Annotated in this window: 24 protein-coding genes, 1 pseudogene and 1 riboswitch; of the genes and pseudogenes, 15 read left to right on the forward strand and 10 right to left on the reverse strand. The window is 30.7% G+C overall.

What is annotated here, in order from left to right:
- Nucleotides 1-13: 13 nt before the first annotated feature.
- The 3 genes and pseudogenes from GM3708_RS19165 to GM3708_RS19175 all read left to right on the forward strand — a co-directional run bounded on the left by GM3708_RS19165 (nucleotide 14) and on the right by GM3708_RS19175 (nucleotide 1,423).
- Nucleotides 14-385 (forward strand): hypothetical protein, encoded by a 372-nt coding sequence (locus tag GM3708_RS19165; protein WP_231933031.1) that lies wholly within the window; start codon nucleotides 14-16, stop codon nucleotides 383-385.
- Nucleotides 386-400: 15 nt separating this feature from the next.
- A pseudogene (locus GM3708_RS19170) lies at nucleotides 401-1,165 on the forward strand (IS4 family transposase); the annotation flags it as partial.
- Between the two features lie 75 nt (nucleotides 1,166-1,240).
- A complete protein-coding gene (locus GM3708_RS19175) occupies nucleotides 1,241-1,423 on the forward strand; it encodes a hypothetical protein (protein ID WP_231933033.1) in 183 nt (60 codons plus the stop codon).
- Between the two features lie 382 nt (nucleotides 1,424-1,805).
- Here the strand turns inward: GM3708_RS19175 and GM3708_RS02125 are convergent, their stop codons facing one another.
- Complete coding sequence (locus GM3708_RS02125; RefSeq protein ID WP_066343761.1) at nucleotides 1,806-4,067, reverse strand: RNB domain-containing ribonuclease; 2,262 nt, start codon at nucleotides 4,065-4,067, stop codon at nucleotides 1,806-1,808.
- Between the two features lie 199 nt (nucleotides 4,068-4,266).
- Between GM3708_RS02125 and GM3708_RS02130 the strand changes: the two genes are divergently transcribed.
- Nucleotides 4,267-5,775 carry a dicarboxylate/amino acid:cation symporter gene (locus GM3708_RS02130; RefSeq protein ID WP_066343762.1) on the forward strand — a complete coding sequence of 503 codons (1,509 nt, stop codon included), beginning with the start codon at nucleotides 4,267-4,269 and terminating at the stop codon, nucleotides 5,773-5,775.
- 219 nt (nucleotides 5,776-5,994) lie between these two features.
- Here GM3708_RS02130 and GM3708_RS02135 read toward each other — a convergent pair whose 3' ends face one another.
- Both GM3708_RS02135 and GM3708_RS02140 read right to left on the reverse strand, forming a co-directional pair.
- Nucleotides 5,995-7,491: a TM0106 family RecB-like putative nuclease gene (locus GM3708_RS02135; RefSeq protein WP_066343763.1), complete on the reverse strand. Its 1,497-nt coding sequence runs from the start codon at nucleotides 7,489-7,491 to the stop codon at nucleotides 5,995-5,997.
- Nucleotides 7,492-7,603: 112 nt separating this feature from the next.
- Nucleotides 7,604-8,761 carry a glycosyltransferase family 1 protein gene (locus GM3708_RS02140; protein WP_066343765.1) on the reverse strand — a complete coding sequence of 386 codons (1,158 nt, stop codon included), beginning with the start codon at nucleotides 8,759-8,761 and terminating at the stop codon, nucleotides 7,604-7,606.
- 237 nt (nucleotides 8,762-8,998) lie between these two features.
- A riboswitch (Glutamine riboswitch) is annotated at nucleotides 8,999-9,056 on the forward strand.
- A 39-nt stretch (nucleotides 9,057-9,095) separates the two neighbouring features.
- Between GM3708_RS02140 and GM3708_RS19580 the strand changes: the two genes are divergently transcribed.
- Together GM3708_RS19580 and GM3708_RS18800 are read left to right on the forward strand one after the other, a co-directional pair.
- Nucleotides 9,096-9,230 (forward strand): hypothetical protein, encoded by a 135-nt coding sequence (locus tag GM3708_RS19580; protein WP_255358411.1) that lies wholly within the window; start codon nucleotides 9,096-9,098, stop codon nucleotides 9,228-9,230.
- Nucleotides 9,231-9,337: 107 nt separating this feature from the next.
- A complete protein-coding gene (locus GM3708_RS18800; protein ID WP_173644987.1) occupies nucleotides 9,338-9,490 on the forward strand; it encodes a hypothetical protein in 153 nt (50 codons plus the stop codon).
- Between the two features lie 129 nt (nucleotides 9,491-9,619).
- Here the strand turns inward: GM3708_RS18800 and mutT are convergent, their stop codons facing one another.
- The 3 genes from mutT to GM3708_RS02155 all read right to left on the reverse strand — a co-directional run bounded on the left by mutT (nucleotide 9,620) and on the right by GM3708_RS02155 (nucleotide 11,519).
- Complete coding sequence (gene mutT / locus GM3708_RS02145; RefSeq protein ID WP_066343767.1) at nucleotides 9,620-10,030, reverse strand: 8-oxo-dGTP diphosphatase MutT; 411 nt, start codon at nucleotides 10,028-10,030, stop codon at nucleotides 9,620-9,622.
- 190 nt (nucleotides 10,031-10,220) lie between these two features.
- Nucleotides 10,221-11,210 (reverse strand): saccharopine dehydrogenase-like oxidoreductase, encoded by a 990-nt coding sequence (locus GM3708_RS02150; RefSeq protein WP_066343769.1) that lies wholly within the window; start codon nucleotides 11,208-11,210, stop codon nucleotides 10,221-10,223.
- Nucleotides 11,211-11,255: 45 nt separating this feature from the next.
- A complete protein-coding gene (locus tag GM3708_RS02155) occupies nucleotides 11,256-11,519 on the reverse strand; it encodes a DUF3134 domain-containing protein (RefSeq protein WP_066343770.1) in 264 nt (87 codons plus the stop codon).
- A gap of 74 nt (nucleotides 11,520-11,593) precedes the next feature.
- Here GM3708_RS02155 and GM3708_RS02160 point away from each other — a divergent pair, with 74 nt between their 5' ends.
- From GM3708_RS02160 to GM3708_RS02175, 4 genes are all read left to right on the forward strand, one after another.
- Nucleotides 11,594-12,187 (forward strand): PAP/fibrillin family protein, encoded by a 594-nt coding sequence (locus GM3708_RS02160; RefSeq protein ID WP_066343772.1) that lies wholly within the window; start codon nucleotides 11,594-11,596, stop codon nucleotides 12,185-12,187.
- A 216-nt stretch (nucleotides 12,188-12,403) separates the two neighbouring features.
- The gene (locus tag GM3708_RS02165; RefSeq protein WP_066343773.1) at nucleotides 12,404-12,847 is read left to right on the forward strand and encodes an LptA/OstA family protein; all 444 of its coding nucleotides are present in this window, start codon (nucleotides 12,404-12,406) and stop codon (nucleotides 12,845-12,847) included.
- A gap of 16 nt (nucleotides 12,848-12,863) precedes the next feature.
- On the forward strand, nucleotides 12,864-13,592 hold the full coding sequence (gene lptB, locus GM3708_RS02170; protein WP_066343774.1) for an LPS export ABC transporter ATP-binding protein: 729 nt from the start codon (nucleotides 12,864-12,866) through the stop codon (nucleotides 13,590-13,592).
- Nucleotides 13,593-13,597: 5 nt separating this feature from the next.
- A complete protein-coding gene (locus GM3708_RS02175) occupies nucleotides 13,598-14,758 on the forward strand; it encodes an LptF/LptG family permease (protein ID WP_066343775.1) in 1,161 nt (386 codons plus the stop codon).
- A gap of 187 nt (nucleotides 14,759-14,945) precedes the next feature.
- Here the strand turns inward: GM3708_RS02175 and GM3708_RS02180 are convergent, their stop codons facing one another.
- Entirely contained in the window at nucleotides 14,946-16,316 is a 1,371-nt protein-coding gene (locus GM3708_RS02180; RefSeq protein ID WP_066343776.1) for a DUF4912 domain-containing protein, read from the reverse strand.
- 379 nt (nucleotides 16,317-16,695) lie between these two features.
- Between GM3708_RS02180 and GM3708_RS02185 the strand changes: the two genes are divergently transcribed.
- From GM3708_RS02185 to GM3708_RS02205, 5 genes are all read left to right on the forward strand, one after another.
- Complete coding sequence (locus GM3708_RS02185) at nucleotides 16,696-17,793, forward strand: TrkA family potassium uptake protein (RefSeq protein WP_066343777.1); 1,098 nt, start codon at nucleotides 16,696-16,698, stop codon at nucleotides 17,791-17,793.
- A gap of 77 nt (nucleotides 17,794-17,870) precedes the next feature.
- The gene (locus tag GM3708_RS02190; protein ID WP_066343779.1) at nucleotides 17,871-18,542 is read left to right on the forward strand and encodes a response regulator transcription factor; all 672 of its coding nucleotides are present in this window, start codon (nucleotides 17,871-17,873) and stop codon (nucleotides 18,540-18,542) included.
- Between the two features lie 65 nt (nucleotides 18,543-18,607).
- Nucleotides 18,608-19,921 (forward strand): four-carbon acid sugar kinase family protein, encoded by a 1,314-nt coding sequence (locus tag GM3708_RS02195; RefSeq protein ID WP_066343780.1) that lies wholly within the window; start codon nucleotides 18,608-18,610, stop codon nucleotides 19,919-19,921.
- An 80-nt stretch (nucleotides 19,922-20,001) separates the two neighbouring features.
- Entirely contained in the window at nucleotides 20,002-21,063 is a 1,062-nt protein-coding gene (locus GM3708_RS02200; RefSeq protein ID WP_082713977.1) for a DnaJ domain-containing protein, read from the forward strand.
- Nucleotides 21,064-21,118: 55 nt separating this feature from the next.
- The gene (locus GM3708_RS02205) at nucleotides 21,119-22,702 is read left to right on the forward strand and encodes an Hsp70 family protein (RefSeq protein WP_066343783.1); all 1,584 of its coding nucleotides are present in this window, start codon (nucleotides 21,119-21,121) and stop codon (nucleotides 22,700-22,702) included.
- A 241-nt stretch (nucleotides 22,703-22,943) separates the two neighbouring features.
- On the opposite strand, the gene GM3708_RS02210 is transcribed toward GM3708_RS02205, so the two are convergent.
- From GM3708_RS02210 to GM3708_RS02220, 3 genes are all read right to left on the reverse strand, one after another.
- The gene (locus GM3708_RS02210; RefSeq protein WP_071827565.1) at nucleotides 22,944-23,993 is read right to left on the reverse strand and encodes a glycosyltransferase family A protein; all 1,050 of its coding nucleotides are present in this window, start codon (nucleotides 23,991-23,993) and stop codon (nucleotides 22,944-22,946) included.
- A 26-nt stretch (nucleotides 23,994-24,019) separates the two neighbouring features.
- The gene (locus GM3708_RS02215; RefSeq protein ID WP_158505844.1) at nucleotides 24,020-24,712 is read right to left on the reverse strand and encodes a sulfotransferase domain-containing protein; all 693 of its coding nucleotides are present in this window, start codon (nucleotides 24,710-24,712) and stop codon (nucleotides 24,020-24,022) included.
- Between the two features lie 126 nt (nucleotides 24,713-24,838).
- The gene (locus tag GM3708_RS02220; RefSeq protein WP_066343786.1) at nucleotides 24,839-25,525 is read right to left on the reverse strand and encodes a glycosyltransferase family A protein; all 687 of its coding nucleotides are present in this window, start codon (nucleotides 25,523-25,525) and stop codon (nucleotides 24,839-24,841) included.
- Nucleotides 25,526-25,543 lie beyond the last annotated feature (18 nt).

The following is a 25,543-nucleotide window of genomic DNA, read 5'->3' on the forward strand; positions in this document are numbered from 1 at the left end:
ACTATAGAAAAAGATGTTTCAACTTCCCCAATTTTATCAGGAGTATTTAAAAAAACAGTTTAATTTACCTCAATATTTAACTCTTTGTCTTTTAGTTAATTTACTTCAAAATCTTAAAACTGTTAGGTTAGAAGAAATGGCAAAACTTTTTCCTTATCCGATTAAATTAAGAAGTAGAATTAAAAAGTTACAAAGATTTTTAAGTCTGAAAAATTGGAAAGTTGAAACCATATGGTTTCCGATTTTAAAATCATGGATTATGAACCAATGGGAATCAAACAAAGTAATTTATTTAGTCATTGATAGAACACAGTGGCAAAACATTAATATATTGATGGTAAGTTTAGTTCATCATCAAGGAGCTATCCCTGTATATTTTATCTGATTAAATAAAAAAGGAAGTAGTAATTTATCAGAACAAAAACAAGTATTAGAAGCAAGTATTAATTTATTAATTGAATATAAAATAATCGTTTTAGGAGATAGAGAATTTTGCTCTGTGGATTTAGCAAAATGGTTATCAGTAGAGAAACAGGTTTATTTATCTCTACGTTTAAAAAAGAGTGAATATGTGGAGTTAGAAACTGATATATGGTTTCGATTGAGTGAATTAGGTTTATCTCCAGGATTCTCCGTATATTATCGAGGAATAAAAGTTACAAAAACCAAGGGATTCTCAGGAATTAATTTAGCAGCAAAATGGAAGAAAAACTATAGACATAAATCGAGTAAACAGCCATGGTTTATTCTCACAAATTTAGAAAGTATGTCGGAAACAATCTCTGCTTATTCCAAAAGAATGGGTATTGAAGAAATGTTTAGAGATTTTAAATTAGGAGGTTATAACTTAGAAAGTACAAAACTTGAAAATGAACGACTAATTTCTTTAATTATACTGATAACATTATCCTATAGTTATTCAACATTTATAGGAGAAGAAATTAAAAGAAAAGGAATAAGTGAATATCTAGTTAGACCCACAGAAAAAAGAAGAAGATATAAAAGATATAGTGATTTTTCTATTGGTTTAAATGGGATAAAATGGCTAAGTGAAATCTGCTTTTTTCAAGAACAATTAGATAAGTTAACCTCTTTATTTCCTCAGAAACAGTCCTATTATCGTCAAGGTATGAGGGCTATTTCCCTTATCCAATCTGCATTCTGAATGTTCTGTCGCCCCCTCAGCTTCTTTTAGCTTAAAATGACTGGTAAAGACTGAAATCAACCTTGAATAATAGTTATGGATACTCAAGAACTGGTGAACTATTTGGATGAATTGCTATACGACTCTACAGGTAAGCACATCGATAGTTTGCAAGTAGCTATTTTAAAGGGTGTCTTAAATGGAGAAAAATATCAGGATATTGCGAGTGATTATAAATGCAGTGCTAGTCATGCTAAAGATGAAGCCTATAAACTGTGAAGATTACTTTCACAAACGTTCAATGAAGATATAAATAAGTCAAATTTTAAGGCGATAATTGATAGAATAATATCAAAAAATAATCAAGGTGTTGTTGTTAATCAAAGTAAAATTGATAGGTTTAATTTTTGTCATAATTACCATCCTAAAATAGAAGAAAATGAGGATGTTATTAGTGACGATAAAATTTTAATTGACTCTGCTCAAAAGAAGATAAAAAGAGACACTATTCCCCGTTTAATGAAATTAGGTTTAAATGCGGAACAAATTGCCAAAGCCGTAGATTTACCCATTCATGAAGTGAGAAAAATTATTTCTCAAATGCTTAAATTGTAAGGTGTGATCGACTGAATGCGTAAGTTCTATAATTACTAATTATCTGTTAACTTAAGGTTAGTTTATGTTGAATAATAATAACACGAGAAGCACTTTGTTTGGCATCTTTTTTATTTTTACCATAACCTTTAGAGATAATAGTTTTATCATCGCAGATTAGGCTAATTGTACAAGTAAAAAATCCGTCAATATTTAAAAAATTATATTCAGGATAACCTAATTGATTTAGTTGACAAAAATGGTATAATTTAGATACCCAATCTGATTCTTCGATAACATTTTTTTCTTTTTTCTTTTCTTCTTTTTCTTCGATATTAATAGACTCAATATTCTTGATATTATGGGGTAATTCTTCCTCCGCAACAATTTCTTCTACTGCAAATAAATTTGGTTCATCGATTAATTGATTATTAAGATACGATTGAATATAAGCTAAGGAAGATTTTTGCTTTGCTTTCGTTTTTTTTGTATCAAATTGAGGTTGTGGATGGGTTAACTCATTTACATAACAATAAGCAATATATTTTTGAGTTTTTTGATGATAGTCAATTTTGTATTCTACCACAGCACCAGTCAATTGAGAATGAATTAAAAGTACTGATATAGTATCAAGATTAGGGTTATCAAAATACTTATTTATTTTACCTTGAAACCAAATTTTATATAAATCTTTAGGTAATAAATTGTTGATTCTTCTGTTGATTTCTACAATAGTTTTCTCATCAAAATTAGTTTTAGTGCAATAATCTAATACCTTAGAAAAATCTTTATCATTTAAATTATTAAACTCAATATCCAGTAAATTTTCTTCTTGAGAATTAATTGTTATGAATTTACTAAAGGCATGAGGATGAGAAGTTAATTCTTGATTCAAATAACCTTTAATTGTTGCCAAAGCGGCTTTTTGTTTTGCTTTACTTTTTTTAGTATCTTCTGAGGGATTTATTGTTGTCATACCATTTAGATAACAATAGGAAAAATAAAGTTTTTTAGATTCACAATATTCTACTTTATAATCAATAGTAGAATTATCCGCTTGAGACTTTACTAATAAAACAGAAATAGTATCAATATTTTCATTGTCAAAAAAAAGATTAATTTTACCAACAAACCATAAATAATAATAGTCTTTAGGTTGTAAGGTTTGAAGACGAGATGTTATGTAAGGAATAATTTTTTCTTTTTGATGATTAAAAACCGCATATTGAATCAAATCTGAAAATTCATCGGGGGATAATTCATCTATGGATAAATTTTCAATATTATTAAATTTTTTCTCTATTTCTGCTTGTCTTTTTTTTCTTAAAAAATTAGATTTATCTTCTTTAAATTTTTGATCATATTCATTAATTTGTGAGCATAAATTATCTAATTCTTCTACACTATAAGGGGATAAATCTTTTTTAATAATGGCTTTAACAATTCGATGATTAACTAAGTCAACAAAACGACGTAAAGGACTGGTAAAATGAGTATAAGCCATTAATCCTAAACCAACATGAGGTTTTACCTGAGAATCATAGGTTGCTGGTACTAAAAGATGTCCCATGGTTTTTTTTACTAACTCAAAATCTGTTGTACCTACGTCTTGAGTACGGTATAATGCTGGAATATTATTTTTTCCTAAAAAATTAGCAATGGTGGTATTTGTTAAAATCATTAATTCTGCAATTAACTGATAAGTATTAACATTTTCTTTAATTAAGTTTCCATCCTCATCCACATAACCATCATCGGTTAAAATTCCTGATTTTCCTCCTCTTTTTTTGCCAATCAATTGAGCAACTTTTTGCATTTTAAGTAATAATTGATGTTCAGGAATATTATCAGGATTCGTTAATATTTTTTCGACTTCTGTATAACTAAACGCTTTTTTATTGGTAAAAATAGTTTCTTTAATATGAAAAGAATTAACATTTCCAGTATTATCTATTTGAAAAAAAATAGTTAAAGCTAATCTTTTTTGTTCTTCTTCTAATGAACCTAAATTAGTGCTAATATGACAGGGTAGCATAGGAGTCGGTGGAGTTGTGTGATATAAAGTTGCAACTCTAAATAAGGCTTCTTTGTCAATAGGAGAATTTTTAGGAATAATTGTTGATACATCAGTAATACTAATCTGCAACTCAAAAGACTTATTATTTAATTCTATCAACCAAATCCCATCATCTCGATCAACAGTAGTAGCATCATCAATGGTGATGCCAAATACAGATAAACGATTTTGAGAATAATCCTCTAAGTTGAGATTGGACGCTTGTGTTATTTGTTGAGAATTAAATTTTCTTGGTTTGATGTTACCTTTCATACCCCATATCCGATTAACAGATGAATTCTAAAGATTTTTTTAGCTGTTCAACTATTTTAAACTAAACTTATGTCATCGGAAAATTAAATCATTACATATTCAGAAACAAATAAAATTTTTATCTTTGAGTATAATTATTTTTTTTCGCATAAAAAAGATCCATATCCAATGAATTATTTACTATTAATAATCAATAATTATGAATGAAAATATATTATCAGAAAAATCACAAAAATCTTTATTAATTCCTATTATTACTGGTATTTTATGTGGAATTTTAATTGGTGGTTTTATTCCCATATGGGGCAAACAAATTTACTTTTTAGGAGAATTATTTATCAATGGTTTATTAATGCTAGTAACTCCTTTGGTTATGACTTCCATGATTAGTAGTATAACCAGTTTAGGTAACTTAAGATTATTAAAAGGCATGGGTTTTAAAACTATTAGTTTATATATGATAACTACTGGAATTGCCGTAATTATCGGATTAATTTTAGTGATAATTATTCAACCCGGTGTTGCTGACAATGATAATGAAAGAGTGTTGTTAAGAGGAGGACAATTATTAGAAAATGTCAATTATTCTATTAATAATAATCAATTAACTCTTCTGGATGACAATTTCAGAAAACAATTTGATGATCGTTATTTAATATCTTTATCAGATCAAAATACCACAGGAGTTATCCTAAAAGAAGATACTTTTAATGAAAAAAATATAACGGTAAAAGAATGGCTAAATCCAGAGGATGAAATCACAATACCTCAACCTCAAGGAAAAGGCTTAAAAATTGATTTAACTATCGCCCAAAAACTTTCAGGAAAGGAAAAAAGTTCTATTAGCGAAACCTTAAAACAAGTTATTTTAAGTTTACTTCCTCGTAATTTATTTCAGGCAATGGCTAATAATGATGTTTTACCTTTAATTATTTTTTCTTTAATTTTTGGTGCAATTTTAACTACTTTTGATCAAGGTACTATTCTGATTAAGTTTTTTGATGCTTTAAACATCACTATTCTTAAAATAGTCGATTTAATTCTTTTATTCGCACCTGTGGGAATTGGTGCATTAATTGCAGGACGTTTAGGAGAGGCGGGAGGTTTTAGTGGTTTTGCTACAGAGTTTCTTTCTCTTTGGAAATACACTGGTACAGTAATGCTTGGTCTATTTTTGCACGGATTTGGCATTTTATTTATACTACTTTATATTACCACAAAGCGATCACCTTTTGTTTTTTTTCGCAGAATGTTACCTGCTTTAACAACGGCTTTTTCTACCGCCTCAAGTTCAGCGACAATTCCCGTAACTCTCGAATGTGCCATTAAAAACAATAAAATTGAACCAAAAATTGCTGATTTTGTGATACCATTAGGTGCAACTGTAAATATGGATGGTACAGCCCTTTATGAAGCTGTAGCTGCAGTTTTTATTGCTCAAATTTACGGGATTGAATTATCTACAGGACAATTAATCATTATTTTTTTAACAGCTACTTTAGCGGCTGTAGGTGCGGCTGGTATTCCTGAAGCAGGATTAGTAACAATGGTTATAGTCTTAAAAGCTGTTAATATTCCTGTAGAAGGAATTTCCCTTATTCTTGTTATAGACTGGTTTCTGGATCGTTGTCGTACTACAATAAATGTTTGGGGTGATGCTGTGGTAGCGGCAATGGTGCAAAGTTTAAGTAATCACAAATCTATCTAGGGTGTGACGAAAAAGTTTTTTGGTTAGGTTAGAAGATGGGAGATGAGAAGACTAGAAAAAATACTTATAAATTAAAGATGTTAATCTTGGTATTGTAATTGAATAGGAAAATAGAATATTTTCGGAATCAGATTTTAAATGTTAGGTTTTTGAATAAAAATAGCCAAAATATCGCACTTTTTTCAATAAATCCTATCTAAATTAAGAGTTGGAAATTGTCTAATTTTTGACTCTTAATTCTTTATCCATCCATTTTTTTAACTCATAAGTCCCAAGACAGTCATCTTCATTATATACTAATATGTAGTTTAGCCAAGTGCGATCATTTGTTTTTAACCATTGATCATACCAAAAAACACACTGATCACCACTGATTCTAACATTATGAGATGATATTTTTCCTGTTTTAGGATCTCGCCAATGAAAACCTAACCAATTACCAATAGATTTTAAGGAATAATTTTCTACAGGTAAATAAAAAGAGTTAATTATTATTTTGTGTAAATCCCAGCAACGATTTAACAAAGATTGCAATGGCAAAGAGGGAGTTTTATAAAGATATGCTAAACGTTTAATAGTTTCTACTTCGTATTGAGAATAATGAAAAATGGGTGCGTCATCATATTGTGAAATAAATTTAAGAAAACCACGCCAAATAGTTTCTTCTTCTATTAAGGTTTCTGCTAGAAAAGTATAATATTTTTTTTCCTGAGTTTCATTATTAACTAATAATACTCCTAATAAATAGTCGATATTGCGATCAGGTTCGGCTTCTATGTCAAAATATAACTCAATAGGATGATAAGGAATAATGGGCAAAGTAGGATTTTTTAAAATCGCCTGATGAGAAACTAAAGACTGACTTTGTAGATAAATTTTATTAGCCATGTCTTTATCTAAAATGCGGTTTAAATCCCATATCTTAGCTTGAGAAAGATTTTCTAAATTATTAATACCTTCACTGGTTAATAAATTATATCTTTTAGGAGTAATACCCGGAATTAAAGATAAATGTTGTTGAGATTTTGCTAAACTATAACAGTCATCATACCATTGACAAAAACTGCAACGCTGACGAGAAATAAAAACATCAGGCTCTTTTTTTTGCACTATCATTAAAGTAAATTCTTTGACTAATTCCCTTGATGCAGGAATCCAAATACTTAAGTTAAGATAATAAGGTTTAAGATTATTTCTCAAAAATATTTGGCAATGAGAAAGATTGATACCTTGAAAAAGACTTAAAATATCTCCCTGAAAACCAGAGATTAATTTATATTCAGGTTTAATATTTTTACCCAAATGAGTATTAACAGAAAAATAACTCCAATCCCCCCAACGAGAAGGAATATCTTGTTTAATTAATAAAGTTGGAGAAACGATAAAAGTAACTTCTTGATTAGTATCAATAAAATTTTTAACTTTATAAATAATAACTCCCTGATAAATACATTCAACTCCTTGACGCATCAAATTTTCCGTTATTAAAGCCAGAGTTAGATTATTTTCTTTATCTTTAGTTAAAGTTTTGGGTTGATGATAAGGTAAGCCATAATTCTCTACGACTTGCTGACTATGGAATTCTCTTTCTTCAGTTAACTTCAGCAAAAACTGATTTTTTTCTGATGGTTGCTGACTTTCTTCCGTATAAACATTGAGAAAGGCACGACGATGACAACGTTTATATTGAAGCAATAACTCGTCAGTGAGTATCATTTTTATAATTAATTATTAATAGTTTTAAGAAATTGAGCATTAATTAATAGTTAACAATTATTTAATCATTATCGTGATGACATTTTAGGTAAAAATTATTAATTATTCATGTTTATAATACTAACTTATAAGCTTTAAGAGTTTCCTCGGCAACTGTTTTCCATGAATATAATTTTGCTCTATTTTTTCCTCGGATAATCAAATCTTCCCGTAAATCTGGTTGACTAATTACCTCATAAATAGTTTTTGCCATTGACTCATAATCATGAGGATTAATATACATCGCAGCGGAAGAAGCAACTTCTGGCAAGGAAGAAGTGTTAGAGGTGATAACTGGTGCACCTAAAGTCATGGCTTCTAAAAGTGGCAACCCAAAACCTTCATAAACTGAAGGATAAACAAAAACATCGGCTGAATTATAACACACAGCTACAGCTTCATCAGATAAATAACCTAAATAGTGTATTTGTTGACGATAATTAGAATTATCTATTTCTTTAAAAATTTTCTCATATTCCCAACCTTTTTGACCAATTAAAATTAAATGATGGTTAATGGGATATGTTTGTTTTAAAATATTAAAGGCTTTGACTAAATTAATGATATTTTTTCTAGGTTCAATTGTACTGACAAATAAAATAAATGGCTCTTGAAAATCATAAGCTATTGTGTTTTTTATTTTTTCACAATTTTTATCTTTTAAATAATTAATATCATATCTACTTGCTTCAGAAGTAATAGCTATTTTATCATTTTCAACCTTAAAATAATTAATAATATCTTGTTTAGTATTTTCAGAAAAAGTAATTATTAAATCTGTCCATTGCAAACATTTTTTAATTCTTTCACTATAATTCTTGACTATTTTAGTACTATAAAAAGGAAATTTTAAAAAAGTTAAATCATGAATTGTCATCACTTTTTTGCCGTAAGGAAAAGGATAAACATAATGATCTGTACCATGAATTATCTCTGCATTATCAAAAAAAATCTTGTTATTTTTAACAAAAAAACTCGCTGACTTGCCCAACCAATTACTAACTGTCACAGGTAAAGATAAAAATTCAAGAGGTGAGATATCTTTCAAAATATCAGGAATATCACGATTATTTGTTAGCCAATGTTTAAAAGAAGGTTGACGATAAACGCCGATAGAATTTGATGTGCTACTGTCGTTCGCCTTTAATGCTTTAATGAGATTATAAGTATAAAAAGCAACTCCACTAGGACGATCTCGAATTGAACTACAATCTACTAAAATTTTTACCATCTCTGATCATCCACTAAAAGCTATCAAAAGTAATTATAAACTGAATGTAAAGAAATCTTAATCATCATTAGAAAAATATATTTCTTTTGAATTGAAAGTCTTAAAATCAACCATGGCGTATATTTTAAGTTCATAAAGCATTTTAAATTACAAAGCGTACCGAGTAAGTTTGCATTTTTTTCAAAAAATAATTGTCAAATTTAATACTTTTTCGTTATATTAAAAGAGTAAGGATAAATCGTTCATCTGCAAAAGCAGACGGAAGTAAGAAGTAAACATTCTGAAGGAACGCGCCTCGAATCTAAACCCATCGAAAATTAGAGGAGGCGGTATTATGAACGCTAAACAAAATAATCTCAGTTCAATTAGTCAACAAGCGCGGTTATTAATGGTTGATAATCGCCAACGGAAACACAATCGTCAGGCTAGTATGTTAGAAAGATCTGCAAAACAAGTTGGTCTTGAATAGTATTTGATTTTACTATTAGTATTTTAGATTAGAGTTTATTATCTTAAATTCTGCTTGAAAATTTACACAAATAATTTATTAATTTAACTATCTTTAGGAGTAAAAATATGATTAACCAAAAAACTGTTGAAAGTGCAAGAAAAGCTCATAGAAATACTTTACTTCAAACTTTAGAACATCGTTTAGAAGTGGCTAAATCTAAAGGGCAAACTGCGTTGGTAGCTCAATTAGAAGCTGAAAAAAGCTACTACTTAAAGTAAAAACTTTTTAGTTAGGGTATAATTTACATTGATTATTTATCACTAACTAAAACTACATTCCCGATGCTAAAATTTTCTGGTCAGATATTTTTTGTCTGACTTTTTTCATGTTTATTTATTAGTTTTAAATTAAGAGAAAATATGGTGATTTCGCAAGGCTAAAATTATTTCCTGATTGGCAGAAGGAAATTCAAAATCATCTAGTTGGGAAACTGTTACCCAACGAATTTCTGCACATTCTAAAGTTTTGGGTTTACCTGTGATAATCTCACAAATATAAACTGATAATGTAACGATAAATTCGCTATAACGATGAGTAATATCGAGTAAATGATGATTGATAATAATATCAACGCCTAATTCTTCCTTAATTTCTCTTTTTATACAGTCTTGGGGAGTTTCTCCTTTTTCTATTTTACCTCCCGGAAATTCCCATAAATTCGCCATTAAACCAGTAGGTAATCTTTTATCAATCAAAATCTCCTGTTTATCATTAATTATTACCGCAATACCTATTTTTTTGTGAGGAAGATTAGACATAATCAATAGAATTTCCAATAATTGGCAATTTGGGAAAGCTAAAACCTATAGGATGATAGGAAAAATTTTTTTAATATAATGAGAAATTTCTAAGGGTGAATTAGTTTCACCCAATTAGCCAACATCAAAGAAAATTAAAATTAACTTCTCTAAAATCAAAAGCTAACAACTAAATATTAAAAAAACTTAATTATTTAACAAACAAAGGCATAATTTCAGCTGCTGTAAATAAGCCATGAAGATGACGTTGATGAAGTTTAATTCCAGCGTTAAGATAACCAAAAGCAGTGCCACAAACATTAGCCGCCATACTCGTTTCATCCCCTAATGTAAAGGTATGAGTAGAAATTTTACCTTCAAAAGTACGCCCTGTTACTTTTACATTTGTACTAATAGGTTTTTTGGGGTTACGAGTATCCACAATACCACCAACAGTAACTTGTGAGCGATGACAAATACCAGCCAACTCTAACATGATATCGTCAGCGTGTTCCATATTTTCGAGGGTGAGAATACCATTAGTTTTATCTAAAAATGCTTCTACTTCTTCATCTGTCATGGATTTTGCTTTATCGACATCAAATTCAGGTAAATGAGCAATATCCTCTCTAATAGTTGCACGATAAGCTTCCCAGTTAGCAATGCCAACGCCGAAAGTAATTTTTACTTGGTGAATTTCGGCGAAACTTTGAGCGGCAATGGAAGCGGCGGCGGTTAATAATCCGGGAGTTGCACCACAACCAGTTAAATATGTAATTCCAGCTTTACTTAAACTGTCTTGTAGTTGTAATAATTGCTCAACAGCACTTGTCCGTTTTAAAGCATCCACTAAAACACCTTGCCAACCTGAGGAGATAAATTGACGGGTAACATCTGCCATAAAAGTGTTGGGTAAGTTAGGCAAAGCTAAAAAATAACCATCAACATCACTTTTAGAAATTAAATCAGCAATACTATTATCGCTTAAAACTCCAAATTTAGGCAAATATCCGCTTGATCCTTCCTGATGATACACTGGAATTAAGGCATCAGGATCTAAACCTTCAGGATTATAAGCATAACCTTGATGATCTGCCACGGCAACTAAAGACATTTCGGATTTCAGTTGTAATATTCTTGCCGCCGCTTGTCCTAAACCGCCAAAACCCAAAACACCTATTTTAATTTTTTTATTAGTCATAGAATACTTTACTTTTTTTTGATAAAAATCTTTGCTTAAAATCTTTTAAAGAATATCATCATCATCAATATCAACCTCTATTTCATCTAAATCTGCCTCAAAATCATCGTCTTCTCCTTCAATAAGATCTGAAATTTCTTCATCTTCTGGCATTCCTAAAGGTAATATTTTTTCTTCTTTTTCTTCTCGATCTCGATAGATAATGCGATTATTTGCGTCTAACCAATCTAAAAGAGAACCATCTTGTTTTAACGGTATTACAGGAGCGGGCTCATAACGTTTCTCTTTACGTAAGGCAGGATTTTTCATAAACTAATTAATAGTTAAATTAAAGCAACAAAACATCATAGCATTTATTTAAAGTATTGTAAAGATTGATTATCATGAGTTTAAAAACAGAATTATTAGAAGCTATCAAAGACAAAAATCGGGGTTTATCAGCAACGGAAAACGATAAAGTCAAGATTTTAACGGCGGTGGAAAAACTTGAAGATCACAATCCCAATCTTGATCCTTTCAATAATTTATCATTAGTTGATGGAAATTGGAGATTGCTTTATACCACTAGCAGAAGTATCTTAGGTTTAAATAATCTTCCTCTGTTAGGATTAGGGGAAGTTTATCAATGTATTCGGATAAGCACAAACAAAATTTATAATTTAGCACAAATCAAAGGTTTGCCTTTTTTAGATGGATTAGTAAGTGTTAGTGCTAATTTTGAAATAGTATCTGCAAAAAGAATTAACGTTAAGTTTGAGAGATCAATTATTGGATTGCAAAAGATATTAGGGTATCTTTCTCCTGAAAATTTTATTGACAAAATTGAAGCTGGAAAGTATTTTTTACCTTTAGATTTTAACTTAGAACTTTTAAATAATAATAATCAGCAAGGATGGTTAGAAATTACCTATTTAGACGAAAATATGCGAATTGGAAGAGGAAATGAAGGAAATGTTTTTATTTTAGAACGTTTTTAAATTTAATAAATTGATTTTAATAATAAAACTTTTAATTAAAAATAATTGTGTAAAAGTATTATTAACTATTAACAAATCATAATATATTGAGAATCCATTGATTATGAATAATTTTTGTAGGCAACTTTAAGGAAAAAATAGCGTCAAAGAGACTAATTACTTTCATCGGTTAAAATAATTAAGTAAAATTGATTATTAATTTTTTCATGCAAGTCTATGAAATCTTTACAAATGTCTGCCAAAACTAAAAAAACCATTTATTCCTCATTATTAGCAATTTCTTTAATAAGTCCTTGGCTAATCACTAGCAATTTTAACTTTAATCAAGTAAAAGCACAATCAGCCATCCCAAAACAACCGTTAACGGTAAGATCTGATATACAAGAAGCTAACTCAGAAACAGGAGTAATTACTGCTAGAGGCAATGTTTATATTAACTATCCCGCAAGAGATCTTCAAGCGACTTCTACTCAAGCTCAATACTTTAGCAGAGAAAGACGTTTAGTTTTGACAGGTAACGTCTATGTACTTCAGCAGGGTAATACGATGAGATCAGAAACCATGACTTATTTAATTGATGAGGGTAGATTTATCGCTACTCCTGAGACAAAACAACAAGTAGAGTCTGTTTATTTAGTCGATGAAACAGAAAATAAGTAATAGTGAATAATTAACAATGAAATTATTATTAGAAAATATCCATAAATTTTATGGCAAAAGATGTATCGTCAATCGCGTGAGTATTAAAGTTTCTCAGGGAGAAATTGTCGGTTTATTAGGACCAAATGGGGCTGGAAAAACAACTACATTTTATATTACAACAGGTTTGGTAAAACCCAATGAGGGTAATGTTTATCTCGATGATCAAAATATTACAAAATTACAACTGAATGAAAGGGCAAAATTGGGTATTGGTTATTTGACTCAACAAGCAAGTATTTTTCGTAATTTAACGGTAAAAGAAAATATCCAATTAGTATTGGAGCAGACCAACTTTTCTGGTCGTTTCCGTAAAATGCGTTTAGAACAGTTAATTGCTGAATTTCGTCTGGAAAAAGTAGTAGATACGAAAGGATCTCAAGTATCGGGGGGAGAAAGACGTAGAACAGAGTTAGCAAGGGCGTTGGCGGTGGGAAAAGAAGGACCTAAATTCTTGTTGTTAGATGAACCTTTTGCAGGGGTTGATCCGATTGCGGTGTCGGAAATACAAGAAATTATTGCTGATCTCAAAGAGAAAGATATGGGTATCCTAATCACCGATCATAATGTCAGGGAAACTTTGGCTATTACTAGCAGATCATATATCATGAGAGAAGGTCAAATTTTAGCCTCTGGTACAGGAGAAGAGCTTTACAACAACCCCTTAGTTAGACAATACTATTTAGGAGATAATTTTCAAGTCTAAAACCCATGGAAAAAGAACCAAAATTCCAACTATCGTTACCGCAAATATCGGTCATGGATCGATACATTATGATCGAATTATTGCTACCTTTTCTATTTGGAATTGGTTTATTTACCTCTTTGGGTTTATCTATTGGCACATTATTTGAGTTAATTCGTAAAGTAACAGAGTCAGGATTATTATTCAGCGTAGCAATTAAAATTTTACTACTGAGAATGCCTGAATTTATTGCTTTAGCCTTTCCCATGTCAGTATTATTAGCAACATTAATGGCTTATAGTCGTTTATCTAGTGATAGTGAAATTATTGCCTTGCGCAGTATTGGTATTAATGTTTATCGTTTAATTATACCCGCCATTATTCTGAGTTTAGTGGTGACAGGAATGACTTTTTTTATTAATGATGTAGTTACTCCCTCCGCTAATAGAGAGGCTACTTTAACCCTACAAAAAGCTCTTGATCGAGTTCGACCAACTTTTAAAGATCGTAATATTCTCTATCCTGAATATAAAACCGTAACCCATGAAGATGGTAGTCGTCACTCAGTCTTAGTTAGATTATTTTATGCTGAAGAATTTAACGGGGAAGAAATGAAAGATTTAACTATTTTAGATTTATCAAGGGAAGGAGTAAATCAAATTCTCACTTCACAAACCGCTACATGGAATATGGGAGAGAATGTTTGGGATTTTTTTAACGGCACAATTTACCTAATTTCTCCTGATGGTGGATACCGTAATATAGTTCGCTTTGAACATCAACAATTAGCTTTATCCAGAGCCCCTCTTGATTTAGCACAACGCCCTCCGAGTTATTCGGAAATGAGTATCGCTCAAGCACGGGAATATTTAAAAATAGTCAAGCTAGAAGCCAACGAAAAAGAAATTCGCAAAATTTTGGTGCGCATTCAAGGAAAAATCGCATTACCCTTTGTCTGTTTAGTTTTTGGATTAATTGGTGCGGCTTTAGGAGTTCGTCCTCAAAATACCAATAAGGCAACCAGTTTCGGCATTTGTGTTGGTTTAATCTTCTCTTATTATCTTCTATCTTTTGTTAGTGAATCTATGGGAGTTTGGGGCATTTTAACCCCATTTATGGCTGCATGGTTGCCTAATTTTCTGGGATTAGGTACGGGAACATGGTTATTAATTCAATCAGCGAAATAGAATACCAGGGGCTACGAAAAATTAACGTAAACTCAGTTCAACAGAAAAAAAAAAGACAGGTGGACTAGAAGACAAGTTGAATGAGAGAAAAATTTTCAACATTTGTGCATTTTTTAGAAAATTTTATTCATTCCTAAAAGACACAATCTTCCTGTCTGCCGAGTCTGCCTGTTTTCTTGATCGGTGATTATCGAATAGGAGGAAACCACTCTAAAACCGCTTCTTCTTTGGTGTTAGTATTCCGAGAAGGAGTATGGCGATCGAAAGTCATATGTACCGAACGAGTTTGTTCACCATCAGCCGCAACGGCAACGATAGGATAATCAATATTTCCGTCTTGGAAAGACATCTGAAAGCGGAAAGTACCATCAGGATTTAATTTGATTTCTCTACCACCAATGGTTACTTTTGCATCAGGTTCGGTTGCACCATAAACGATTAATTCTGCATCTGCAATTAACCAGAATTTACGTGGTTTATTGGGGATCACATCGGCGGAGAATCCTGCACCAGAGCCACTAGCTAAACCTAAACCAATACCAGAGCCACTAGCTAAACCTAAACCAATACCAGAGCCACTAGCTAAACCTAAGCCAATACCAGAGCCACTAGCTAAACTTTCTCTCCCTGCCCATAATCCCGCACCAGATGGAAATACATAAGAACTGAGTGCATTTTCAGGAATACTAGAGCTAGGAGCTTGTTGCATACTGCCATACAAAGATCCAGCCACTCTTTGAGCCTCGACACTTTGAGCTAAACCAAAGATCTCATCATGAATCTGATTATGATAAGAATATTGTTGTTGTTGAGCCGCCAATGCCGCTTTTTTGGCTGGAGGAGTTAATTTATAAACAGTTTTGGTTCTTAAATCTTCTTCCCAAGGGATAGTTACAAAAATGTCTTCTACCCAATCGCTAGGATAAACCGGGGGAACTCTTACAGGAACAGATCTAGCTAAGACTAACCAACGTCCGTCAAAACAACGATAACCGATGTCAATGACATAATCACGATCGCTCACAGGAACGGGTAAATACCATTCACGAGCTAATTCATCACAAAGATACTCTTGAATATTGTGAGGACTTTGGTGATTTAAGTCAATATCAGTAACATCATATAATCTTAGGGCTAACTGTTGTCCACCCTGACGGCGTAAATTTTCTTTGCTTTCAATGGGTATATCCCAATAAGTATAAGCCCATTGAGGGTCACGGGGCATTAAAACAATGCGATTTTCACCGTAACCACCGGGTAATTCACCAAAATCTTGATCCACGTCAGCTAGAGGACCTCCTGTTAAATCATCTTGACCTACTTCAAATTTTGATGCTTCCATTTTTTGTGCCTCCTGAATATTAGCTTGATTTAATAAATTAGTTTTATTATCGGAATTGATATTATCTGCGGAAATAAATAGAGTTTCTTTTTCTTGAATTACAGTTAATAATTGTGCTTTGCGCATTCGGCTATAACGAGGAATGTTATACAAACTAGCGACTTTTCGCAGTTGTCTTAGGGTCATTCCCTCTAAAGGTGGTCGTTGCTTGGACATAAGATTAAATCTTCGTTACTTTTATTTCTCGGTAGTCAGATCATAATAGTACTTTGTCACTAAACGGGTTTAGCTTAGATACACCTTTTGAGGCTTCAATTATTTTTAACCTCACGGGGATCAATTACTTAACCTTATGTAACAAAATCTAACCCTCATTCGTCAAGGGGTTTAACTTTTTATTTATAGCTGATCAACCAAAAATATAGGTTATAAGGATCATTATATCAAGATTCTCTGACATTAATCAATGAGATAAGATTTGATAATATTTTAATGTTATTATTTCTTGACATTTATTTTTTAACAAAATTTCAGCCCCAGATAATGGACAATAAGAAATAGAAAATAATCACTAAAACTAAGGAGTAACAAGAAGATATTTTTTAGAAAGCGTGAAGTAACTGCATACACATTAGAAAAAAACTATCAAAGATTAAAAACAGAATTAGTAGGTGGGTTAGTGGTTTTAGGAGGAGTTTTCATCACGGGAACACTCTGGTTTTGGTTAGTCGAAAAATGGTCATTAATAGATTCAGCTTATATGACTATCATTACCTTATCTAGTGTTGGTTTTGGTGAAGTAAATCCCCTTGATGACCGATCTCGTTTATTTACGATAGTTTTAATTTTGATGGGTATTATTGTTATCGGTTATTTAGTGAATCGAATTACGGAAGCGTTTTTACAAGGGTATTTTCGAGAAAGTATTCGTTTAAGACAAAAGAGGAATGTGATTGATAAATTATCTAACCATTACATACTATGCGGTTATGGACGCACGGGAAATCATGTAGCCAGAGAATTTGCTGCCGAAGGTATCTCATTTATTATCATTGATTCAGATTTGGATGAACTAGAAAAAGCTCAACAACAAGGTTATTTAGTTTTACAAGGAGATGCGACTTTAGATGAGTTTTTAATCTTAGCAAAAATTGAAACGGCTATTTGTATTGTTGCGGCTTTAAGTTCTGATGCTGATAATTTATATACTGTAATGTCAGCAAAAGCTCTTAATCCAGATATTCGAGCTATCGCTAGAGCGAGTACGGAAGAAGCAGTTAAGAAATTGGAACGAGCGGGAGCTGATACTGTTGTTTCACCTTATATAACAGGAGGGAAAAGATTAGCCGCCGCCGCATTACGTCCACAGGTAATGGATTTTGTCGATGGTATTTTTGCGGGGGGAGAGAAATCTTTTTATTTAGAAGAATGTTTATTAAACGAAGATAATTGTCCTTGTATTGGGCAAACCCTCGCACAAACTCAATTAAGGGCAAAATCAGGGGCGTTAGTGGTAGCTATTCGCCGACATGATGGTACTTTAGTAGTAGGACCTATGGGAGATTTTATTTTAGAAGCTGGAGATTCACTAATGTCTATGGGTACAGCAGAACAATTAAGAACATTAAATAATATTTTAAGTCCTATTAATTTAGCACAAAAGCAAAAGGGCAAACGAGAAAGAGAAATTTAGAATCAACAAAAATTGGAAAATTATTAGTTATTATTTTATAGTTTATAAACACTATACTTAGAATTATAATAGAAATTATGTATAAAATTTTAGTGATAGAAGATGAACAAAAACTGGCAAAATTTTTGGAATTGGAATTGCAATATGAGGGTTATGAAGTTATTGTGGCGAATGATGGGATGTCAGGTTTAAGCACCGCTAGAGAATGTAATGCTGATTTAATTTTACTTGATTGGATGTTACCCGGAATTTCAGGGTTAGAAGTTTGTCGTCGTCTGCGTTTAACAGGTAGTAAAACTCCTATTATATTATTAACTGCTAAGGATGAAATTAGTGATCGAGTGGCTGGTTTAGATGCTGGTGCAGATGATTATATCGTTAAACCTTTCAGTATTGAAGAATTATTAGCAAGATTCCGAGCTCATTTACGTCGTAGTAATGAAGAAGATCCTGATCAACTACAGTTTCTTGATCTTACTCTTAATCGTCGTACTCGTGAAGTTAAAAGGGGCGATCGCCTAATTGAATTGACAGCTACTGAATATGATTTAATGGAATATTTAATATCACACCCAAGACAAGTCTTAACTAGAGATCAAATTTTAGAAAGAGTTTGGGGTTATGATTTCGGTGGTGATTCCAATATTATTGAGGTTTATGTACGTTATTTACGATTAAAATTAGAATCTAATAAAGAAAAAAGAATCATTCAAACCGTCAGAGGTGTTGGCTATGTTTTAAAGGAATAATTGACAATCAACAATTGACAATGAACAATGAATAATAGTTTTTTATTCCTAAATTCCTAGTTATCATGACTCAGCAACCAAAAATAATCGTTTTAGATGATGATCCCACAGGTTCTCAAACAGTCCACAGTTGTTTATTATTAATGAAATGGGATATAGATACTTTACGAGATGGTTTACGAGATGATGCATCTATTTTCTTCATTTTAACTAACACAAGGGCATTAACTCCTACAGAAGCCCAAGCTGTTACTCGAGAAGTTTGTCATAATTTAAAACAGGCGCTCGCTCTTGAAAATATTAAAGAATATTTAGTAGTAAGTCGCTCAGATTCTACCTTAAGAGGACATTATCCCCTAGAAACTGATGTTATTGCCGAAGAATTAGGGGAATTTGACGCACATTTCCTGATTCCAGCATTTTTTGAAGGTGGAAGAATTACCCGTGACTCTATTCATTATCTATTAGTTAATGGCGTTGAAACTCCTGTACATCAAACGGAATTTGCCCAAGACTCCGTATTTGGTTATCAATATAGTTACCTTCCTGATTATGTGGAAGAAAAAACTAAAGGTAAAATTACCGCCGATAAAGTCGAAAGATTTTTACTAGGTGATATTAGAAATGGTACTCAAAATCGTCTCCGAAATTTGAAACATAATCAATGTGTAGTAGTAGATGGTGAAAATCAACAGGATTTAGATAAATTTGCCCTTGATTTACTACAAATCGCCTCCGAAGGCAAAAAGTTCCTTTTTCGTAGTGCGGCAAGTATTTTAACTTCTTTGGCAGGATTAGGAAAGCAACCCATTGAAGCGGAAGCCATGGCAAAATATAAACCTACCGCTAAATCTGGGGTTATTATAGTTGGTTCTCATGTCAAAAAAACAACTCAACAATTAAAACAGTTATTACAACAATCTGATATTGTTGGCATTGAAATTGACGTGACTTTTTTAAGAGATAAATTGAAAAGTCGAGACAAGATTATTAACTCAGCCTTAGATAAAATTAGCGAAACTTTGAATAACGGAAAAACTCCTGTAGTTTATACTAGCCGTCAAGAATTGAGTTTTCCTGACATCGAAACTCGACTTGAATTTGGAAAGCAAGTGTCGGCAGTATTGATGGATATTGTGAGAGGTTTACCTTCAGATATTGGCTTTTTAATTAGTAAAGGTGGTATTACTTCTAATGATGTTTTAAGTGATGGTTTAGCGTTAAAAGAAGCAAGATTATTAGGACAAATTTTAGCAGGATGTTCTGTTATAATTACACCAAATAATCATTATCTTTTCCCTAATTTACCAGTAGTTTTATTTCCGGGTAATGTAGGAGATGAAAATGCGTTAGTTACTGCTTATAAAAGACTTAAATAATTAGAGATTAGGCAAAATATATACTTACTATTTAACTATTAGTAAATTATTTTTTATAAATATATCTTAGAAGGTAATCAATGATGATAAGTTTAAACAAATATTATAAAATACTTGAATTACCAGAAAATGCTTCTAAAGAACAAATTAAGAAAGCCTATAGGCAATTATCTAAAAAATGGCATCCTGATAATTTTATAGGTAATTTAATACAACAAAATTTAGCCAAAGAAAAATTTATAGTTATTAGTGAAGCCTATGAAATATTGATTAATAAAAATGATAACTTTAACGCTAAAAATTTATCGTCAAAATTTAAAACTAATATAGAAGAGGATGTTTCTAAATATTATTATAATTTAGGAGTATTAGCCGCTGAAAATGAAGAATGGGAAGAGGCTATTCCTTATTTTAATAATGCTATAAAAATTGATGATACATTCACAGAGGCTTATTTTTATCGAGCGATAGTCTTAGAAAAACAAGGATTTAATTTAAGAGCTGAAGCCGATTATAAGAAATTTAATGAGCTAAAAGGAAAAATTAATCAAAAAAAAGATACTGGTCTTAATATTAAAAATTCCCATGGCTATTTTACTAAAAAGTATCACAACAATTATCAAAAAAATAAGTCTAATATTAAGAATAAAGTTATTTTTCATTTCTTATTAATAGTTATTATCTTTTTATTATTTTCACCTATTATATATAATTTTTATAGTAATTTTAAATTTCTTAAATTATTTCATAAATATGCTCAAGATTCATTAACTGAAAAAGATTTATTACCAAAAATGCAACAGACATTTCATTATTACGGTGGTAAGAACAAAGCTATTATAACTGGAAAGAAATTTTGTGAGTTTTTGAAAAAAAAAGACTCTTTTTCTCAGGAATTTTCTATATTTAAAGAAATGTTAAGCAGTGATAAAAACAAATATTTAATTTTCATTACAGAAAACGCTTCTACGGTAGCTAATTTATTTTCTGATGGAAATATTTCCAGTATATATAATAATTTTAAAGGAGAAATTAACTCAAATAATCATGATGGAATTGAAGCTATAGCGTGGGGAATTACTTTTGCTTCTGTTAAAGTTTATTGCCCTGAATATCAATCAATATTTTTTCTTAGAAAATAGAAATATTAACTATAATTTACATTTTAATAACTATCAACTTTTAACTTGAAAAATAATGGCGATCGCAATTGATTTTGGAACAAGTAATACTGTCGTTACTCGCATCAATAAAGTTACGGGAGAAACAGAAATTATCAAACTAGCAAATATTGCTCAAAATAATCTGAAAATACCACCATTAATTCCCAGTTTAGTCTATGTGAATGATGCCGAAAAAGAAGATATAACTATTGGGCAAAAAGTTAGAGATAAAGGTTTAGATATTAATAATAACTTTCGTTATTTTCGCAATTTTAAAAGGGGAATTGGAACAGAAATCCAAGGTTTTTTACCAGAGTTAGATAATAAGAATATTAACTTTGAAAATATAGGTGAATGGTTTTTAACAGGTATTTTAAAAGAATTAAAAGAAACTCCCGACAGTTTAATTTTAACTGTGCCTGTAGATAGTTTTGAAAATTATCGTCACTGGTTAACAGGTATTTGTGAGAAATGGAATATTAATCAAATTAAAATTATTGATGAACCCACAGCGGCTGCTTTAGGTTATGGTACTGAAAATGATAATTTATTATTAGTCGTAGATTTTGGTGGCGGCACAATCGACTTTTCTTTAGTAGAATTAAACTTAGGAAAAAGTAAAAAAACTCAAGGTTTCATTTTAAAATGGGGCGAAAAATTATTAGGAGAAAATAGTAATCAAAAAATAAAATTAGCAAAGGTAATTGCAAAAACTGGCACTAATTTAGGAGGTTGTGATTTAGATAATTGGATATTAGACTATTTTCACAACAATCAAGGTATTGTTAAATCTTCCCTCACCACAAGACTAGCAGAAAGATTAAAAATCCAGTTATCCACTCAAAAAAACGCTCAAGAAGTATTTTTTAATGATCGAACTTTAGAAACTTATGATTTAAAGCTCAATAGGACAGAATTTGAGCAAATCTTGACCGCAAATCTTTTTTTTGACAAATTAGACCAATTAATAGAAAACGTCTTACAACAAGCAAAACGTAGGGGTGTTGACACTGTTAATATTGACCAAGTTTTATTGGTGGGTGGTAGTGGACAAATTCCAGCCGTACAAACTTGGCTACAAAAATATTTTTCCCCAAAAAAAATCAAAAAGGATCAACCTTTTTCTGCGATCGCCATAGGGGCACTAAAATTAGAAGAAGGTTTACAAGTCAAAGATTTTCTTTATCATAGTTATGGTATTCGTTACTGGAATCGTCGTCAAAAACGTCACGATTGGCATACGATTATTCCCAGTGGGCAACCTTACCCCATGACTAACCCCATTGAGTTAACTTTAGGCGCATCTGTGGAAAATCAACCCAGTATTGAATTAATTATCGGAGAATTAGGAGAACAAAACACCAGTACTGAAGTTTATTTTGATGGCGATCGCCTTATTACCCGTAACGTCACTCAAGGAGAGAAAAAAGTGCAACCCTTAAACGATAATGAGGGAGGAAAAACCATTGCAAGATTAAATCCTTTAGGCATACCCGGAAGCGATCGCATTAAAGTATTATTTATGGTAGATGAACAACGAGCTTTAAAAATAACTGTAGAAGACTTATTAACCAACGAGATATTATTAAATAACGTAATAGTGGCTAGTTTATCTTAATTTTTTTAACAGAAAATAATTTTAATTAGGATCTGCTGAATTAATCAAAAAGCTATAAAATCAAGGGTTTTGAGATAATACATTGCAAAAAAAAAAGTGTCGTTTTAGCTAGAGGTTTAAACCCCTTATTTAGTCAAAAACTGGATGAGTAATATGTGTCGTCAGACTTAAATTCTAACAATAAAAACTATTAAAACTCTTTCCTCTTCCCTACTTTCACTATACCACTATGAGGCAATCTCTAATTATTAGAATTTGAGCTAATTTGTCTTAGTTTCAATATAGTTTTAGCTTTAAGAGAATGTAATTGAGATAAATTGGGATAAATTGTTAGTGCTTTTTTGATTAATATTAAAGCCTGTATATTTCTATTAATAGCGAGAAATTCCTCAATAAAAGATAACAATATATTTAAGTTAGGTTTGCCTATTCGCATTAAAAAATATTGATGGTCATATTCTCTATCTACTTCTATAATGTTAGGATTTGACAGGGGGAAATCAAGAGGAGAAGAATCTAAATCACCATTAAATAGAGAAAATTTAGTTGTATGAGTTGCGTTAGAATTAAAGCCAATATTTTTAATTAAATTTACTGAGGGAATAATTGTTAATCCGCCCTGTAATAAACGAGAAAAAGTCCATTGATAATCCCAAATATCAACTTTTCTATATAAGGTTAATTCACAAATTTTATGGCGGTAATTAAATTGTTTTTCATCTTGTAAAATATATTTTATTTTTTCTTGATTTTCTCGATTATTCCATTGTTTCATCTCATAATCATAAAAATTCCATGCCCTTCGCCAAGTTGCCCATCCCCAAGCACTTCCATAATGAGAAAAATGATAACTTTGAGTTTTATTCTTCCATTTTAATAAATCATTAGTACCGCTAATCATCATAATATTGGGATTCAGTTGATATTGAAAAAGTAAATCTTCACAAAATCGAAAAAAATCAGGATGAGGAAGGCAGTCATCTTCTAAAATAATTGCTAATTCTACTTGTTGAAAAACCCAATTAATTCCTGTTGAAACTCGTTTACCACAACCTAAATTAATATCTGAATAATTTTTAAATATTTTACATTCCCAATCAATATTTTCAACAATTTTTCGAGAAATTTGACATTTTTCTTGATCTTCTGGAATATTTAAACGTGGTCCATCAGCGATAATAAATAATTGAGATGGTTTAGCTTGGCGAATAGTTTCAAAAACTTTTATGGTTGTTTCTGGGCGATTAAAAATAAGAAAAACTACTGGTATATTTAGTTTATTTATAATCATGATTAATTTTATTATATGTACAATAATTATTCATCCAAAAATTTAGCATATCGAGTTTGATTAATGATATTTTTGATTTCTTGATAGTTTGAAATAAAACTTGATAAATATTCGGGAGTTGTTTTGACTAAAGTACTATTAACTGACATGGAAGGAATATCTAAAAAATCAAAAATTCTGTTAAGTGTATATTGATGTTTTTCTTTTTTTATTAAATCTCTTTCATAAAAAATTGGAAGGTGAGATAAATCTTGAATTATCTTTTTTTCTTGATATTGTAAAGTTTCTTGTTCTTTAATTTTTTCTAATAAATCATCACAATTGATCACAAAATTTAGTTGAGATAAAGGATTTTCTTTTCTATCAAACCACTGATTTCTCTGTCGAGCAATAATTCTTGAGATGGCTTGTTTCAAAAGATTATTTCTAGTTAAAAAAATAATTTTCCAACCTTGAGAAGATAACTCTGTAAGAAATTTTTTTGCATTTAACTTTTGAATCATTGTTAATTGATGAATTTTTACATGAAATCCATACACTTGATGTTTACTTTTTATTGCTAAACCTTGGGCATATAATTTCGGAAAAATAAATTTCGGAAAATTATCCCAAAAAATTTCTTTGTCGCAAAAAACTTGAGGATGTGAATTAAGTAGTTCATAAAGTAACGTACTTCCTGTTCTACCTTGAGCAAAAATAATAAACTTTTTATCTGGCATTTTATTATATTCAAAATAATTATAATAATAAGCTATAATCTCTCTTTTTCTTTTTCTGATTTCTTTGAAAGAATAGACCATATTTGAGCAATTTTAAATTAAATTAAATTAATATAATTTTTAGTGTTAATAAAAACTTCTATTTCTTTCTAAAGAAGCCTTAATAATTTTAAAAATTTCAATCCTATCAGGATCTTTGTTTGATTCATTATCACTGTGCATACGCTTCAATAATAATGTTTTTGGAATCGCAATCATCAAAACATCAAAATCTTTAGCACGGAAAAACCATTCTGTTGCTTCTCCTCCGCAAATATATTTAGTATTAAACTTGCCAATTTTTTCAAAAACTTCTCTTTTCACAACTAAAGTACTTGCTAAATAACCAGTATGATCTATGGATAAAAATTTTTGGTTAAAGAATGAAGGAATTGTTATCCCTGACTCCAAAAAAAAACGTTGTTTGGTGACACTATAACCGATATGAGGATTTTTAAGGAAATATTCTATTTGAATTTCAAGTTTATTATTCATCCAAATATCATCAGCATCTAAAAACGCAATAAACTCTCCTTTTGCCATCGCAATTCCTGTATTTCGAGCTACAGAAACTCCTTGATTATCTTGGTAAATATAAAGAATTTGAGGATAACTTTTCGCTATATTTCTGCTATTATCTGTTGAACCATCATCAACTATTATTAATTCAATAGGATTATAAATCTGTTGAAAAACACTTTCGATGGCTTCCCCAAGATATTTTTCCCCGTTATAAACAGGTATAATCACGCTAACTAATGGTTTAGTTGCCATAAAAAACTTAGTATTTTG

The sequence above is a fragment of the Geminocystis sp. NIES-3708 genome (genome assembly GCF_001548095.1).
Taxonomy (GTDB): domain Bacteria; phylum Cyanobacteriota; class Cyanobacteriia; order Cyanobacteriales; family Cyanobacteriaceae; genus Geminocystis.